The organism is Mycoplana sp. BE70 (assembly GCF_031455855.1).
Taxonomy (GTDB): Bacteria; Pseudomonadota; Alphaproteobacteria; order Rhizobiales; family Rhizobiaceae; genus Mycoplana.
Map to the genome: position 1 here is coordinate 292,256 of NZ_JAVDTM010000005.1, position 15,447 is coordinate 307,702.

Annotated in this window: 12 protein-coding genes and 1 riboswitch; of the genes, 8 read left to right on the forward strand and 4 right to left on the reverse strand. The window is 62.8% G+C overall.

What is annotated here, in order from left to right; genetic code table 11:
- Positions 1–56 precede the first annotated feature (56 nt).
- Positions 57–1,823, reverse strand: coding sequence for a hypothetical protein (locus J2Y48_RS11695; RefSeq protein ID WP_310417532.1), 1,767 nt, complete (start codon positions 1,821–1,823; stop codon positions 57–59).
- 632 nt (positions 1,824–2,455) lie between these two features.
- On the opposite strand from J2Y48_RS11695, the gene J2Y48_RS11700 reads away from it, so the two are divergent.
- A complete protein-coding gene (locus tag J2Y48_RS11700) occupies positions 2,456–2,938 on the forward strand; it encodes a hypothetical protein (RefSeq protein WP_310417535.1) in 483 nt (160 codons plus the stop codon).
- A gap of 100 nt (positions 2,939–3,038) precedes the next feature.
- On the opposite strand, the gene J2Y48_RS11705 is transcribed toward J2Y48_RS11700, so the two are convergent.
- From J2Y48_RS11705 to ribB, 3 genes are all read right to left on the reverse strand, one after another.
- Entirely contained in the window at positions 3,039–4,229 is a 1,191-nt protein-coding gene (locus J2Y48_RS11705; RefSeq protein WP_310417539.1) for a cytochrome P450, read from the reverse strand.
- A 263-nt stretch (positions 4,230–4,492) separates the two neighbouring features.
- Entirely contained in the window at positions 4,493–5,695 is a 1,203-nt protein-coding gene (locus J2Y48_RS11710) for an NnrS family protein (RefSeq protein ID WP_310417543.1), read from the reverse strand.
- Positions 5,696–6,070: 375 nt separating this feature from the next.
- Positions 6,071–6,709 carry a 3,4-dihydroxy-2-butanone-4-phosphate synthase gene (gene ribB, locus J2Y48_RS11715; RefSeq protein ID WP_310417792.1) on the reverse strand — a complete coding sequence of 213 codons (639 nt, stop codon included), beginning with the start codon at positions 6,707–6,709 and terminating at the stop codon, positions 6,071–6,073.
- 125 nt (positions 6,710–6,834) lie between these two features.
- Positions 6,835–6,981: riboswitch (FMN riboswitch) on the reverse strand.
- A gap of 613 nt (positions 6,982–7,594) precedes the next feature.
- Here ribB and J2Y48_RS11720 point away from each other — a divergent pair.
- The 7 genes from J2Y48_RS11720 to J2Y48_RS11750 all read left to right on the forward strand — a co-directional run bounded on the left by J2Y48_RS11720 (position 7,595) and on the right by J2Y48_RS11750 (position 15,446).
- Entirely contained in the window at positions 7,595–8,293 is a 699-nt protein-coding gene (locus J2Y48_RS11720; protein WP_310417546.1) for a hypothetical protein, read from the forward strand.
- Positions 8,294–8,395: 102 nt separating this feature from the next.
- The gene (locus J2Y48_RS11725) at positions 8,396–10,054 is read left to right on the forward strand and encodes an FMN-binding glutamate synthase family protein (protein ID WP_405030210.1); all 1,659 of its coding nucleotides are present in this window, start codon (positions 8,396–8,398) and stop codon (positions 10,052–10,054) included.
- Positions 10,055–10,503: 449 nt separating this feature from the next.
- Positions 10,504–11,622 carry a site-2 protease family protein gene (locus J2Y48_RS11730; RefSeq protein WP_310417549.1) on the forward strand — a complete coding sequence of 373 codons (1,119 nt, stop codon included), beginning with the start codon at positions 10,504–10,506 and terminating at the stop codon, positions 11,620–11,622.
- 429 nt (positions 11,623–12,051) lie between these two features.
- Positions 12,052–12,981, forward strand: coding sequence for an amino acid ABC transporter permease (locus tag J2Y48_RS11735; RefSeq protein ID WP_310417552.1), 930 nt, complete (start codon positions 12,052–12,054; stop codon positions 12,979–12,981).
- Positions 12,978–13,742 (forward strand): amino acid ABC transporter ATP-binding protein, encoded by a 765-nt coding sequence (locus tag J2Y48_RS11740; protein WP_310417554.1) that lies wholly within the window; start codon positions 12,978–12,980, stop codon positions 13,740–13,742. The genes J2Y48_RS11735 and J2Y48_RS11740 overlap by 4 nt, the downstream gene beginning before the upstream one ends.
- Before the next feature lie 31 nt (positions 13,743–13,773).
- Positions 13,774–14,637 (forward strand): ABC transporter substrate-binding protein, encoded by an 864-nt coding sequence (locus J2Y48_RS11745; RefSeq protein WP_310417558.1) that lies wholly within the window; start codon positions 13,774–13,776, stop codon positions 14,635–14,637.
- Between the two features lie 23 nt (positions 14,638–14,660).
- Positions 14,661–15,446 carry a GntR family transcriptional regulator gene (locus J2Y48_RS11750; RefSeq protein WP_310417560.1) on the forward strand — a complete coding sequence of 262 codons (786 nt, stop codon included), beginning with the start codon at positions 14,661–14,663 and terminating at the stop codon, positions 15,444–15,446.
- Position 15,447 lies beyond the last annotated feature (1 nt).

A 15,447-nucleotide genomic window follows, 5' to 3' on the forward strand; every position in this document is an offset into this window, starting at 1 on the left:
CGGTCAGATCAAACGAAAGTGGCTTCGCCCAGACCGGGCGAAGCCACTTCATCGCGTCATGCGTCGTCGTCTTCACCGACAACGGTGTTGATGAGGTCTCCCCCGACCACCGTCATGTCGACTGCGTTCTGCTGCAGGTTCGCGCCGAGCACGATTTCCTGGTTGAAGGCACTGAGGTTGATCGCAGCGTCGGCCGAAGCGTGGCTCGTGCCGGTGACGTAGCCGTCATCGCCATTGTTCGAGCCCCACGAGCCGCCGTTGCCACCGGCGCCGCCGTCACCATTCGTCGCCGTACCACCGGCCGCACCTGCACCGCCGTCCCCACCAAGGGCCCAGCCGCCATAGCCGTCGCCGCCGATACCGTCGGCCCAGGCGCCACTGAGGGCCAGGCCGCCCGTGCCGCCGTCGGCCGAGGCGTCGCCGCCGATGCCGTCGCCGCTGTCCGCATAGCCGCTGACCGCGCTGCCACCGGTCCCGGCACCACCGGCACCACCGGCACCACCGGCACCAGAACCGCTACCTGTACCGGTGCCGGTTCCGCTTCCGGATCCGGTCGCGCTGCCGCCGGCACCGCCGTCACCGGCATCCGTAGCACTTCCGCCAGCACCACCAGCTCCACCGGCACCACCGGTACCACCGGCGCCGCCAGCACCTCCGCCGCCGCCGGCACCGCCATCGCCGCCGTTGCTCGAGTCATCGACGCCCGAAACGGCCGCGGCGAGAGCGGGGCTGAGGAAGCCGAGGAGATTGCCGGCCGCCGCGCCGGCATCGCCGGTCGTGGTCGTGCCGCCGTCGCCGCCGTCGCCGCCGTCGCCGCCATCACCGCCTTCGCCACCGTTGGCGTTGCCGCCATCGCCGCCTTCGTCGCCGTCGCCGCCATCGTTGTCGCCGCCGTCGCCGCCTTCACCGGCCAATGCCAGGCCGGCGCCAAGGCCGAGACCAAGGCCAAGGCCGAGACCGACACCGGCACCGCCCGCACCGCCTGCACCGCCTGCGCCTGCGCCGCCGGTGGCATCGCCACTATTGGCGTTGCCGCTCGAGCCTGCGCCGCCGGTTGCCGCCCCACCATTGGCGGTGCCGCCAGTTGCACCACTGCCAGCGGTGCCACCGCTGCCGTCGCCGCCGACGGCGAAGCCGCCGAGCGCAAAGCCACCATCACCGCCGTCGCCGCCGTCGGCGTCGGCATCGTCGCCGCCCGAACCGCCCCTGCCGCCAGCCGAAATCCCCTCTTCCGCGTTGGCCGTGCCGCCGGACGCGCCGAGGTTGAAGTTGGCCGTGCCGTCATTGGAGACGCTGGCGTTCTCGACCGTGTCGTTGTCCTGCAGGTTGGCAACCTGGCTGAAGACGTTCGCTACGTTGTTGCCGTCGCCGCTGAAGGCATTGTTCAGGATGTTGTCGAACTGGATGTTAAACAGCCCATCGATCGAGTTGTTGTTACCCGTCTGATCGATGTCGGCGAAGTCGTTGTCGGTCGGCTCAAATCCGTCGAGGTTCACTCCGACGTCCACGGTGACGCCGACGGTTGTGGCGTTGGTGTTCGAGTTGGTATTGGCGTTGGAGTTTTCGCTCGAATTCCAGTTGCCGTTGCCGTTCAGGTTGAGGTTTCCGTTCCCGTTAAGGTTCAGGTTGCCATTGCCATTGCCATTCAAGTTCTCGGATTCGCTTGTCTGGGACTGATCCTGAGTGGATGTCTGGTCCTGGGTGGACGACTGTTCCTGCTGCTGCTGCTCCTGCTGGCGCTGCTGCTCTTGCTGTTGTTGTTCCTGTTCCTGACTCGGATCGTCGTTGATAAGATCCCAGTTGGTCCGGCCTCTGTCAGCCATAGCTCTATCCTCTGTCGCTGAGCCGCTGGCTTGACCGCCATTCATCTTCTTGGGGTCATCACCGCGCGGCGGTTGAACATGAGTCGTGCTTTTTGGTTGCGCCGGGCGCGTTCTCGCGGCCGTGCACCACTAACTGGAGGATTTTTTCCTCCTCCGGATTTGGGTCAAAATGGAATAGGGCTCAAACGGGGTCCATCTGGTCGTAACCGGGGCATATCCGCCTCGCTTGCATTCCATGTTTTGACCCAAGCCCGGCGCAATAGTCTGTTGGGAAGGAGCGATCGTTATAGCTGACCATTGGAGTTAGGGGGTATGATCGTGCTGCGTCTACGGGGTATTCGAATAGGCCCCAGTACTGCCGTTGATAGAAGGGGTTCGCTAAAAGATTTCCGCGGAACCGTGAATTCTGGCAAGGATGGCTTTGCTCTGCACCTTCCTTATGACCTAGGGAAATACTACTAACGGCTATGCCTTGTTGCGAATTACTCCGCTGCCGTATTGCAGTTAGGGACGTTACCCTTTGGATTGCTCTGGTGCGTGAGACATCATTGAGGTTGATGCGGTCAGACTGATGGCAATATCCGGATGTGGTATCTCGGGTATGTTTTGCGGATGTATTTGGAGGGAAAGGAATGCCGAAGTTTCAGGAAATACTCCTGTTGGTTGGGCAGCTAAACTACACTTGGACAAACACGGAGAGCCTTCTGATCCACATGATTGCCGGCCTTGCCCAGGTCGACAAAGAGACGGCCATCGTCATCTTTCTGACGTTGAATACGACCCGCGCGCGTCTTGACTTGGTCGAGCGCCTGGCGAAGATGCAAAAAACATCGGCTGAATGCCGCAACGACGTGCTGGATGCGACGAGACGGCTGAGCGACCTGTCGAAACTGAGAAACAAATACAATCACTGCATCTATTCGTTTGATCCGGACAGCGGCCAGGGACTGACGCAGCTCATGCGGATATTCGACAGCAAGGACGACGTTAAGTACGGCAAAGTCGAAGCGCTCGACACCCTGGAGATGGCGCGGATCAAGGAGAGCATTCGCTCACTGATCGACCTCAATCACAGGCTGTGGGACATCACTGAAAAGTATAATTTTCCTCGATAGGTCTGCGGCACGGCGGGGCTTCTGACGCCGGTCCGCAGCAGTCGGTGACCTTCACAACGCTCCGATGGAGAACTGCAGTTCCGGCGGCAAGGCAGACTGCCTAGCTGATCCGCAACGGAAGTGATGCGAAGCCGCTCGCCGGGTAGATGGCGCGTACGCCGCCGCCGGGTATCGGTGCGATGTGATCCGTGCGCGCGAGCAATTCTTCCATGACCACACGCAGTTCCATCCGAGCCAAAGCAGCACCGGGGCAGACATGGATCCCAGCGCCGTAGAGCAGGTTCTGCGAGGGGTCGCGATCGAGGCGAAATTCTCGGGCGTCATCAAAGGCGGCCTCGTCGCGGTTGGCCGAGGCCCAGATGAGCGTGATCCGCTCTCCAGCCGCAATCCTGCGACCACCTATTTCAACCGGCTTTGTCGCCACACGCCGGTTGGATATCAGCGGTGCGTGCAGCCGCAGGATCTCGTCGATGGCCGGAAGTAAACGGCCAATGTCCCGGCGGAGCTCCGCCTGGAGTTCGGGGCGATCCGCCAGGAAATCCGCGACGATGCCGACGCAAGCCGCGATGGTGCCAAGCTCGCCCACGGTCCAGTTGCGCAAGATGCTGACAATGGCGTCGTGGTCGAGTGGTTTACCGTCGACGGTCTGCCGGAGAAGGCTGGTGGTGATGTCGTCCGGTGCCGCCGAACCGGCATGCTCCCGTTCGTTCAACTGGCCCCGGATATAGCCGTCGAACTCCAGCGCGATCGCCGCCATGGCCTCCGTATTGCGGGCCAGGGTGGCCTCCTGGTTCTTGCGGACCCACTGGCGCAGCGGACCGTGCAGCGAGGCTGGCCACCCGAGAAAGGCGCACTGGATGCGGACCGCGTAGGGATCGGCGAATTCGCTGATGATTTCGGTCGAGTGGCCCTTTTGCAGGCCGGCGACCAGTTCGCGCGCGATGGCCCGACATTCAGGCTCGAAGGCATCGACCCGTTCCGCCGTGAAATAGGTCTCGATCATCCGTCGGTAGGGGGTGTGCTGCGGCGGGTCCATACCGTTGGGCACGGATGGATGCCGCGACGCGGCATTGCTGAACGTCTCATGATCCATGAGCGCCTTCAGGACGTCCTCATGTCGAAACAGCGACCAGCCGAGATAATCGCTGTGGGCAACGGGGCAGGTTTTGCGCATGTGGTCATAGGCCTGGAACTGGTCGTTCAGAACAGCTTCGCTGCGGGGGTCCCAATCGAAGGCAGGTCCGCCCGACGGCCCGTTGGTGTCGCATTCCGTGCCGGCTGTTGATTTCATCTGCCTCGCCCCCTCGTGTCGATCTCCTGCCATCTGTGGGAAAGTCGAGCCGTGCGTTCTTTGCCGTGGCGCAAAGAGTGTGACGCAAATCCTGATTGGCCGTTGGGAAAAGGTCGCGAACCTCACACTTTATAATTGCAGCCGCCAGGACCGGGGAGGAGCGGCTGGGATGCCGCGGGCAAAGGCAGCAACCGTTTGTCGCGCTCCGTGCCATGATGGTCGAAGTGCAGCGCGCGGCCGCTGTTCCGGCATGTCCGCGCCGCTTATCTGACGCCGTGACGCAGGAGCAGCGGCCCGTAGAGCACGACAAAACCGAGGAAGGCGACGATCCAACACGCCCCGGAAAGTGGCAGGAGCAGCACTGTGAGTTCCGGCGCAAGGGCTGCGACGATCCGTGCCAGCGCGGCAAGGACAATCGGCACATAGATGGCCAGGACCGTCGATGCGGGTGCACGCAGCATCTGGCCGCTGTGCCCGCGTGTGGCTCGTGTCATCACCGCGAGCGTCATGCCGCCGATCGCGCCCACCGTCCAGGCATGGATGCCCGCGGTACGCAGGCCGATGTCGCCCGACAGCAGGGCTGCGCCCGTCAGCAGGAAACCGGCTGGAACGAAGAAAAACGCGACATGCAGCACCGTCACCAGCGGCTCGGAAACGGTGCGGAGCGGCGCCCAGCGCAATTGCCGCGCGAACTGCGCACCGGCAGCAAGCAGCATCAGGATGCCGGCCGGCCAAACGAAGGCCTCAAGGCGTGCTGCGATCGCCCACGCGGCGAAAGCCAGGAAGGCGAGGGCCATGCCGGCCATGTCGAACCGGTCGAAAGACGATGGCATTCTGCCCGGATTTTTCTGGCGCAGCCAGTTGCCGGTAAAGGCCGGAATAATGCGTCCGCCAATGATGGCGACGAGCATGATGATCGTGCCGATCGCCAGCCGATCGGCTATCTCGGCGAAACCGTAGCGGCTCACTTCGTAAAAGAACAGAAGCTCCGCGGCGAACAACGCGCCGAGGGCAACAACGACCTTGTAGTTGCGCCGGTTGCCCGCAACCACCAGTTCACGCAGGACGAAGATGGCAAGGACCGGCAGGAACCCTGCAGCCACCACCATGGCCGCATCGGCTCCGATCCAATCCGAGCAGGCGATCGCCACGCGGCCGGCCAGCCAGAGCGCAAAAAGCAGAAAGAGCGGCCAACCGGACAGCGGCTTGCGACCGGTCCAGTTCGGAACCGCCGTCAACAGAAATCCGGCGATAACCGCCGGCACGTATCCGAACATCAGTTCGTGTTGGTGCCAGGCGACCGGTGGCATTGCCGACGGCAGCTGCGTCCAGCCGAGAAACCACGGGACCCAAAGCGCCATCATCACCGCCGGCTGGAGGGCACCGAAGAGGAAGAAGGGGCGGAAGCCCGCCGAGAAGAAGCCCGCAACTGCGGAAGACGGTTTTGTCGGGGCTTGACTCGCCATGGTCAGTTTCCTTCGGTGATGGCGTGCGCGCGCCGGATGGGATGCAGCGAGGCGGTCAGTGAGGTGTGTTTCCGGCTCATGCAGCAGTCTTCTAAAATAATCAAAGCCATGAATAGGGCCTCCATCGGGCGCCTTCTTTGCGAAAACGCAAGTATGCGGGTGCGCTGCTCCAACGGGGTCGGGGGAGATCCGGAGAGGGCAGGACGGCTCGCAGCCCTTGCCGCAGCCGATGGCTATCCGGTGCGGATCCGTGGACGACGGGATGGCCGGGCGATCGATGAGAGGCTTACGGGCCAGGTCGAGGACGGAGACGAGGGACATGACATGCATCACTCCGGGGCGGCCGATGCCGCCCCGGAATGATGGTCGTCGCGCCTATGCGGCGGCTTCCGCAAGTCGGGAAGGTTGCGTGTCGTGCAAGTAGGCGATGAGATCCTCGATCGTCACGAGGCACAAGCCATGCTGTTCGGCAAAGATCTCGAGATCCGGCAAGCGGGCCATGGTGCCGTCGTCGTTGGCAATCTCGCAGATCACGCCGGAGGGGGTCTTGCCGGCAAGGCGGCAGAAGTCGACGGCAGCCTCCGTGTGGCCGGGGCGGCCGAGCACGCCCTGCGGGTTGGCCCGCAACGGAAAAATATGCCCAGGCCGCGCGAACTCCTCCGGCCTTGCAGCCGGATCGACCAGAGCCCTGATGGTTGCAGCGCGATCTGCAGCCGAGATGCCCGTCGTCGTTCCGGGCAGGTAGTCGACCGAAACGGTGAAGGCGGTCTTGAGCGATTCCGTGTTGTTGGGAACCATCAGTTGAATGTCCAGCGCATCAAGACGGGCACCTTCCATAGACACGCAGATCAGGCCGCGGGCCTTGTTCATCATGAACGCGATCTTGTCAGCCGTCGCATCCTCAGATGCAAAGACGATGTCGCCTTCGTTTTCGCGACCTTCGTCGTCCACGACAATAACCATCTCCCCGCGGGCAATGGCGGCGATCGCATCTTCAATTTTATGGATAGTCATACTTCGGTCTTTCAAGGGTTGGGCCGGATCCCGGCCATTGTTGCGCCTTCGCGCCTGCGCGCATCGGCAAAACTTCCCTTGGGCGAACAAACACCGTCGCGCCTCCGCGAGGAGTGCTGCAGTGACCTTGCTCTCTTTCATCCGGACTATACCGTCGGCTCCGGCATCGCACCGGATCTGCTGACCTTCCGGCGAGACCGGAAGCGCTCGCGGGCTCCGGGATGTTTCCCGATACCGCCGGTGGGGAATTGCACCCCGCCCTGAGAACGCCGCGAAGATAGGAGCAATCGACCGTAAATTGCAAGGGGGCGCGTCCCTCGACGCGAAGATGCCCCTTCGCTAATCCACGCCGAAAATGCTACTGGTCCTATTGCCATTGAACGGCCCTTTTCGGGAACCATATAGACATCATGTGCTTGGAAACATTCGTCAGGATATCGAGGCTCGCTAAGGAAGCACCCGGCTTGTCCCGGTGCGGGCCTTTCTGAACCAGACGCCGCACACTTTTCCGCCCCGGGATCCTCATCATTTGCGGTTCGTTCTTCTGCCAGCGCGCAAGCGCAGCACTGATTGGGCCTGTCAATGGGTGTATCTCCCGCATTCCAGACCTCCATCTTCTGTCATCGCTTTCACCCTGCACGGCTCGACGCTGTCGGCGGGGCAAGGGATCCGTTGTCCATTTTCAAGATGACGGGCGAGGCGGTTGGCGACCGGCGATACATGGCGTCGGCCAGGTCCGCGATCTTTGCATTCCAGAACGGCGCAACCGTCGGCGATGCCTTCGGGTTGCCGCGGCTCTAGTCGAGCCGGGCAACCCGAACTTCCGACACCCTTAAGCGTAATATGAGGCTGCAAGGCAGCCTGAAAAAATCGTTAGGAATAGCCGTGACCCTTTGGACCGAACTGGCACGCGCCAGCAACTCTGCTGGCGACGAGATTATCCTGCGTACACGAAACGAGCTGTTCGAAATCCGCTACAATGGATTGGAGCTGATGTCGAACCTCAGCCACCAATCCGAAGACATCCTCGCGAAACGCTCCCTGAGGCTGCACGGTGCGCCGGCACGCAGGATCTTCATCGGCGGCCTTGGCATGGGCTTCACCCTGCGGACGGCCCTGAAGCATCTGGAGCCGGATGCGGAGATCGTCGTGGGCGAACTGGTTCCCGAGATCGTCGAGTGGAACCGAACCCATATTGGACACCTTGCCGACCATCCGTTGCAAGACCCCCGTGTCAAAGTTCGGGTTGGTGACGCAATGGAGGTGCTGGGGGAAGAGCGGGACCCCTTTGACGTGATCCTGATGGACACGGACAACGGACCTGACTTCACCGTGCGCGCGCCGAACGAAGCTATCTATCAGAGCTCCGGGATCGGACAGATAAAGCGGGCCCTGAAGCCTGGTGGCATCGGCGGCTTCTGGTCCGCCACAAGCTCGCCTGCGTTCGAGCAGGAACTCAACAAAACCGCCTGGTATTGGAGACGCGACGAAGTGCCGTTGATCAGCGGACGGGTCGATGCATTCCATTATACTTACTTCGCCAGCGAAAGCGCCGCCAAGGTCGGCTTCCTGCAGGCCGGATAAGACAAATTGACGAGCGTGCCGCTGCGTTGTAGCAGCGGCACGCTCGGTCGGTGCTCCCGACCGCTGTCGATAGAGAGTTTGATTTCCCGAGGGTCTCCAGCCGTGAGAGTTTTCCCCACATACCAGCGCTACGCCATCTTTGCTTTTGTGGCGCTGCTTGCGTTTGCCTCGATCATCGCGGCAAGCCTCTACAGCCACTGGATGTGGATCTTCGCCGCACTATTCGTGGCGTTGACACTCGTCGGCTTGCGCGACATGCGGCAGTACAAACATGCGATCTTGCGCAACTATCCGATCATCGGACACATGCGCTTTATTTTGGAGAGCTTCCGTCCCGAGCTACGCCAGTATCTGATCGAGAGCGACCGGGATGAAGAACCATTCAGCCGCCAGGATCGTGGTCTCGTCTATCAGCGCGCCAAGGGTGTCGAAGACAAGCGGCCCTTCGGCACGATCGAGAACGTCTACGGTTCCGGCTATGCATGGCTGACCCACTCTGCCGCGCCGACGGAGATCAAGACGACCGACTTCCGGGTCAGGATCGGCGGGTCTGCCTGCAAGCAGCCCTACAATGCCAGCCTTTACAACATATCGGCGATGAGCTTCGGCTCGCTGTCGGCAAATGCGATCCTCGCGCTGAACACGGGCGCCAAGAAGGGCGGGTTCGCACATGACACGGGCGAGGGCAGCATCAGCCGCTACCATCGCCAGGGCGGCGGCGACCTGATCTACCAGGTGGCATCCGGCTACTTTGGCTGCCGCAACGACGACGGCACCTTCTCACCTGAACGGTTTGCCGAGCTGGCCGCCGATCCTCAGATCAAGATGATCGAGATAAAGCTCAGCCAGGGCGCCAAGCCCGGCCATGGCGGCATGTTGCCGGCATCGAAAATCTCAAAGGAGATCGCCGAGGCCCGCGGTATTCCAATGGGGGTCGACTGCATTTCGCCCGCAGCCCACAGCACCTTCTCGACGCCGGTCGGCCTGATGGAGTTTGTCGGGCAGCTGCGCGACTTGTCCGGAGGCAAACCGGTCGGCATCAAGCTCTGCATCGGCCATCGCCGGGAGTTTCTGAGCATGGTGAAAGCGATGCTCAAGACCGGAATCATCCCTGACTTCATCGTTGTCGACGGCAAGGAGGGGGGGACCGGTGCGGCACCCGTGGAGTTTGCCAATCGTGTCGGCATGCCGATGCTGGAAGGCCTCACTTTCGTCCACAATGCCTTGCGTGGCGCGGGAATCCGGCACGAGGTCAAGATCGGCGCCGCCGGCAAGATCATTTCCGCCTTCGACATCGCCCGCACGCTCGCCCTGGGGGCGGACTGGTGCAATTCGGCCCGCGGCTTCATGTTCGCAGTGGGCTGCATCCAGGCCCAGTCCTGCCACACCAACCACTGCCCGGTTGGCATCGCCACCCAGGACAAGCTGCGCCAAAAAGCAATCCACGTCGGCGACAAGAGTGACCGGGTGGCACGTTTCCATCGCAACACGATGAAAGCGTTGGGCGAGATCGCCGGTGCGGCCGGGCTTAGCAATCCGAGCGACTTCATGCCCTACCACTTCATGTTCAGGCAGAAGGACAATGAATTCCTGGATGGGAATGAAGCCTATCCCTATCTCCCCGAAGGCTTCCTGCTCGCTGACGAGGAAATTGAAGGCCTCGCCGACTGGCACAGCCGTTGGGACCGGGCATCGGCGGACACGTTCGCCCCGCCGGAAATTCCACATGGGCCATTTACGGCGCGCAAACGCGTCGCCTGAGGGCTGGCCGCAAGACTGCTCCGGTTCTCGATATGTCCTGCGTCCAAGATGACCGGGATATTTGGATAGGGTTCGGAGGGCTGCACGGCTCTCCGAACCGCAAGCACCCGCGGGTGCTGTCCTCGCGCCGGACAGCCCAATAGCCGTGTCCGCGACACCTCCAAATCTCGACGATACTTACGATTATAGAGAACATCTGCGGGAGGTCTCCGCCCGCGTTAGAATGGTGCTGCAGAAAATGCCGAGCAATAGCTGCGACCCCGCGCCGACCGGCGGCGTGCGATCGATTTGACGGCAAGCACGGGTGACGCCACACTTGAAACGGCTCTCTGCGCCGCGATCCTTCAGCTCGGCGTCAATCTCTTGGCCCTCGCATATCTGCCGTTCTTTTCGGCCGACATCGCTGGGGCGAACGGGGCGACGTGCCGCTGCAAAAACGGGTGAATACCATGGAATGGTCCGTAACGCTTGGAACTGTCCGCGGCACCGCCATCCGCATGCACATGACTTTCCTGCTGTTGCTCGTCTGGATCTGGCTCATGCATTATCGGATCGGCGGAGCACCGGCGGCCTGGGAAGGCACGGTCTTCGTCGTCTGCGTGTTCGCATGTGTGGTGCTGCATGAGTTCGGGCACATTGCCGTCGCGCGCAGGTTCGGGATAAGGACGCCCGACATAATCCTTCTGCCCATCGGCGGCGTGGCGCGACTGGAGCGCATGCCGACCAAGCCGTTCGAGGAGCTTCTGATCGCCATTGCAGGTCCGCTCGTCAACGTGGTGATCGCGGCCCTGCTCGTGGCTTTTATTGGCGGTGCGGTCGGTTGGGACGAGTTGACGACGCCCGAAGATCCCAGTGTCAATTTCCTGGTCCGGCTCGCCGGCGTGAACGTTTTCCTCGTTCTGTTCAACATGATACCGGCCTTTCCCATGGATGGCGGCCGCGTGCTGCGGGCGGTCCTGGCAATGCGCTGGCCCTGGGGGCGCGCCACAAGAGTTGCTGCCAGAATCGGCCAGGGCGTCGCCTTCGCGATGGGCATTGTCGGACTGTTCTATAATCCGCTGCTCATACTAATCGCGGTCTTCGTTTATCTCGCCGCACAGGCGGAAGCGCAGGGCAGCGATCTGGAGGCGATCTCCGGCCAGGTCGCAGTCGGAGATGTAATGGTGACCAAGTTCGCCGTGCTTGAACCATCCGCGCGCTTGGATGATGCGGTCGAGCTTCTGCTCGCAACGAGCCAGAACGAGTTTCCGATCGTCGGCGCCGACGGCACGTTCGAGGGATTGCTAACCCGCGACGGCATCATTGCCGCCATGAAGGAGGGGCGGGCGCACGCATCCGTGCTCAGTGTAATGCGCGCCGAGATCCCGACGATTGCCAGGGACACTGCGATCAACGAGAGCCTCCGCATCATGCGGGCTGCAAACTCGTCCGCCGCTGCGGTCGTCGATCAGGATAAGCGTCTCGTCGGCCTGATGAACCTCGAGACGATCGGGGAATTGCTGATGCTGCGCGCGGCCGCCGAGGACTTCCGCTTTGATTCCCTGCGCCGACACCGGACCCGTCCGTAAGCTTGAGCCGGCAGCGACACTGTTCAAAGCACGTGCCCGCGATCGGAAGCACATTGTAGAGCTCTCTGGCACCCGTCGTGCCGGTAAGCTCGGCTTGCTCCGGCACGGGGTCAGCGCGCTCACGCTCGCGGGCTAGCAGGCTCTTGTCCCAAGCAGCCAAGAATTGCTGCGGATCGATCAGGTGGCGCTCATCTGCGGCACATAATGTTGTGTCGAAGACTCTGTCCGTCCCCCACGAGCACCAATCGACGTGAACCTTGCTACCCCAGCGCCATCATCGGGCCGCGCTGGAAGCAGAGGGCGGCATCGCCAATGCATTGGGTAGCGTCCGGGAAAGAACAGTCGCATGGAAAAAGGATCCCGGCTGGCTTGACTGGCCCAACCAACGCCTCTAGTAGGTTGTAGGCCTAACCCTACAATTTGGATGCCATGCCACAGCCAAATCCAAAATCATCCGCCGCGCTGTCACTCTCGGACCTGCCCGGACCTGAGGTCCCCATTCGCGGCTTGCGTCATCCCGGCCGCTGGATCAGCGGCGGCCTCGTCATCCTGCTGCTCGCCGTGATCGGCCGCGCCTTCGCGGTCGGGCAGATCCAGTGGACCGTGGTCGGGGAGTTCCTGACGGCCGGCGTCATCATCACCGGCTTCGGCTGGACGCTGCTGATCTCGGGCTGCGCGCTGGTGCTCGGCGTCGCGCTCGGCTTTGCCTTCGGCATCATGCGGCTCTCGGAAAACCCGATCCTGCGCCTTGCCGCCTGGCTCTATGTCTGGGTGTTCCGCGGTACGCCGGTGCTGCTGCAGCTGCTCATCTGGTTCAACATCGCGCTCGTCTTCCCGCGGCTCTACATACCCGGCCTCGTCGATGAGCGCATGGTCGACGTGGTGACGCCCTTCGTCGCCGCCGTTCTCGGCCTCGGCGTCAACGAGGGCTCGTATCTGACGGAAGTCGTGCGCGGCGGCATTACCTCCGTCGATCGCGGCCAGAAGGAGGCGGCCCATACGCTCGGCATGACGCCCGGCCAGACGATGCGGCGCATTATCCTGCCGCAGACCCTGCGGCTGATCCTGCCGGTGCTCGGCAACAGCGCCAACGGCATGCTGAAGTTTTCCTCGCTCGCCGCCACCATCGCCATGGGCGAGATGCTGAACGCAGCCCAGCGCATCTATTTCATCAACGGCGCCGTCATCGAGCTGCTGTTCGTCTGTGCCATCTGGTATCTGGCCGGAACGACCGTGCTGTCCATCGGCCAGTATTATCTCGAGCGCCATTTCGGCCGCGATGCCGAGGCCGCCGTCAGCAAGTCCAGCTGGTTCAAGGGATGGGCGGCGCGACGGGCTGTCGCCTCGGAGGAAGCATGAGTCTCGCGGTCAAGGCGGTCGGAATCCGCAAAAGTTTTGGCGATCACGAGGTGCTTAAGGGCCTCGACCTGGAAGTCGCCTATGGCGAGGTGTTGTGCATCCTCGGCCCATCGGGCAGCGGCAAGAGCACCTTCCTGCGCTGCATCAACCATCTGGAGACGCCGAACCGCGGCTATGTCTGGGTCGACGGTGCCATCATGGGATACCAGCTCAGCGGCGGTGCCCTGCAGGAATTGCCGGTCAAGCGGCTGCGCGCCCAGCAGAGCCAGCTCGGCATGGTGTTCCAGCATTTCAATCTGTTCGCGCATCGCACGGTGCTCGGCAATGTCACCGAGGGGCCGATGGTCGTGCGCGGCCTGCGTCGCGCCGAGGCCGAGGCCCGCGCCATGGAGCTGCTGGAGCAGGTCGGCATGGCCGGCAAGGCGTCGAGCTATCCCGCGCAGCTGTCCGGCGGCCAGAAGCAGCGGGTGGCGATCGCTCGGGCGCTGGCGATGGAGCCGCGCGTGATGCTGTTCGACGAGCCGACCAGCGCGCTCGACCCGGAATTGGTGGGCGAGGTGCTCGAAGTCATGCGCAACCTGGCGCGCGGCGGCACCACCATGATCGTCGTCACCCATGAAATCGGCTTCGCCCGCGAGGTGGCCGACCGCGTCGTGGTGATGATCGATGGCGAAATTCGCGAAACGGGTACGCCGGAGCAGGTGCTCAGCAATCCCGGCGATCCGCGCGTGCGCACATTCCTCAGCCGCGTGCTGGCCTGAAGTTCAAAGCTCAACAATGGGAGAACAGAGAATGAAACGACTGCTGCCTATGGTCCTGGGGCTCGCCTCCGCCACCTTCCTCAGCCTCGCCGCGACCGGTGCGGCCCATGCTGCCGCCGACGAGAAGCTGGCGGCTGCCGTGCCGGATGCCGTGCGCGACACGGGCAAGCTCAACGTCACCATCAGCCTTGCCTATCCGCCGATGGAATACAACGACGCCGGCTCGACCGAGCTGAAGGGCTTCGACATCGATCTCGCCAAGGCCATTGCCGAACGTCTCGGCCTGACGCCGGACTTCCAGAACGTCGAGTTCCCGCAACTGATCCCGCAGGTCGTCACCGGCCGCTCCGACCTGATCATGACGGCCTTCTCCGACAAGGTCGAGCGCCAGACCCAGCTCGACTTCATCGACTACTTCAAAACCGGCAACGTCTTCTATTCGACTGCCGACCACCAGGACGAGATCAAGGTCGAGGCCGACCTCTGCGGCAAGACGGTCGCCGTGGCGACTGGCACGAGCTGGGTCACCTGGGCCGAAGAACTCGGCAAGTCCGTCTGCCCGGCGGACAAGCTGATCAACGTCATCCAGATCCCGACCCAGGCCGAGCACATCATGCAGATCCGCCAGGGCCGCGCCCAGGCCTCGGTGATCGGTCTCGAAGGGCTTCTCGACCTGATGAAGCAGGAGCCGGGCAAGTTCTACCAGATCGGCGAAGTGGCCGAAATCAATCACTACGGTATCGCCTTTGCCAAGGCGAACGGCGAGTTGCGCGATGTCGTGCTGGCGGCCCTCAATGCAATGAAGGCCGATGGCACCTACGCCGAGATCCTCGACCGCTATGGCCTGAAGCAAGCCGGCGTTGAGGAATTCACGATAAACGGCGCTACGAAGTAACGAAAACGCGTCGGAGCCTGCCCTTGACCCCTCCTTCCACACCAGACGCCTCCACCGCAACGGGCGAACGCCCGGATGACAGGCTGTGCCGGCTGCGCCTCGACCTCTATTCGAGCGAGCAGCTCTACCGGCAGCTGTATCGGGCGCTCCGCGCCGCGATCCTCAGCGGTGACTTTTCCGAGGGGGAAGCCATCCCCTCGGAGAACCAGTTGCGCGACCAGTTCGGCATCGCCCGGACCACGGTGCGCAACGCGATGGCGCTGCTGGTGTCGGAAGGATTGGTCCAGCAGGTTCGCGGCCGTGGCACGATCGTGTCGCATCGACCGGTCAGCCACAGCATCTGGAACTTCGGCAGTTTTACGGAACTGGCGCGTCGGCAGGGCCAGCGCCCAGTGACCCGGGTGCTGGAGCACAAGGTGGAGAACGACGAACTGCTGCTGGTCCGCGCCCGCGGGCTTGCCAACGGCGAGACGATCAGCTGGCTGAACGTCGATACGTCGCAGCTCGACCTTGGCCTTTATCCCGGCATCGACGCCTACGATTTCGCGGCGCAATCTCTCTATGAGGTGTTGCGCCGCGACTACAACCGCCATCCGGTGCGCTCGGAGCTGCTGCTGACCGTCGTGCCGCCGTCCGATCGCCTGCGGGAGGTCTTTGCCCCGGCGGCCGACGTGCCGGGCTACCTTTGCGCCAGCGGCGATGTGCTCGATGCCGATGACCGGTTGGTGGAGCGCACGTCGATCGTCTACTCGCCGGCGGTCCAAATGAAATTCGCAACGCGCTGGGGGCGCGATACCGCGCCAGCCTGAC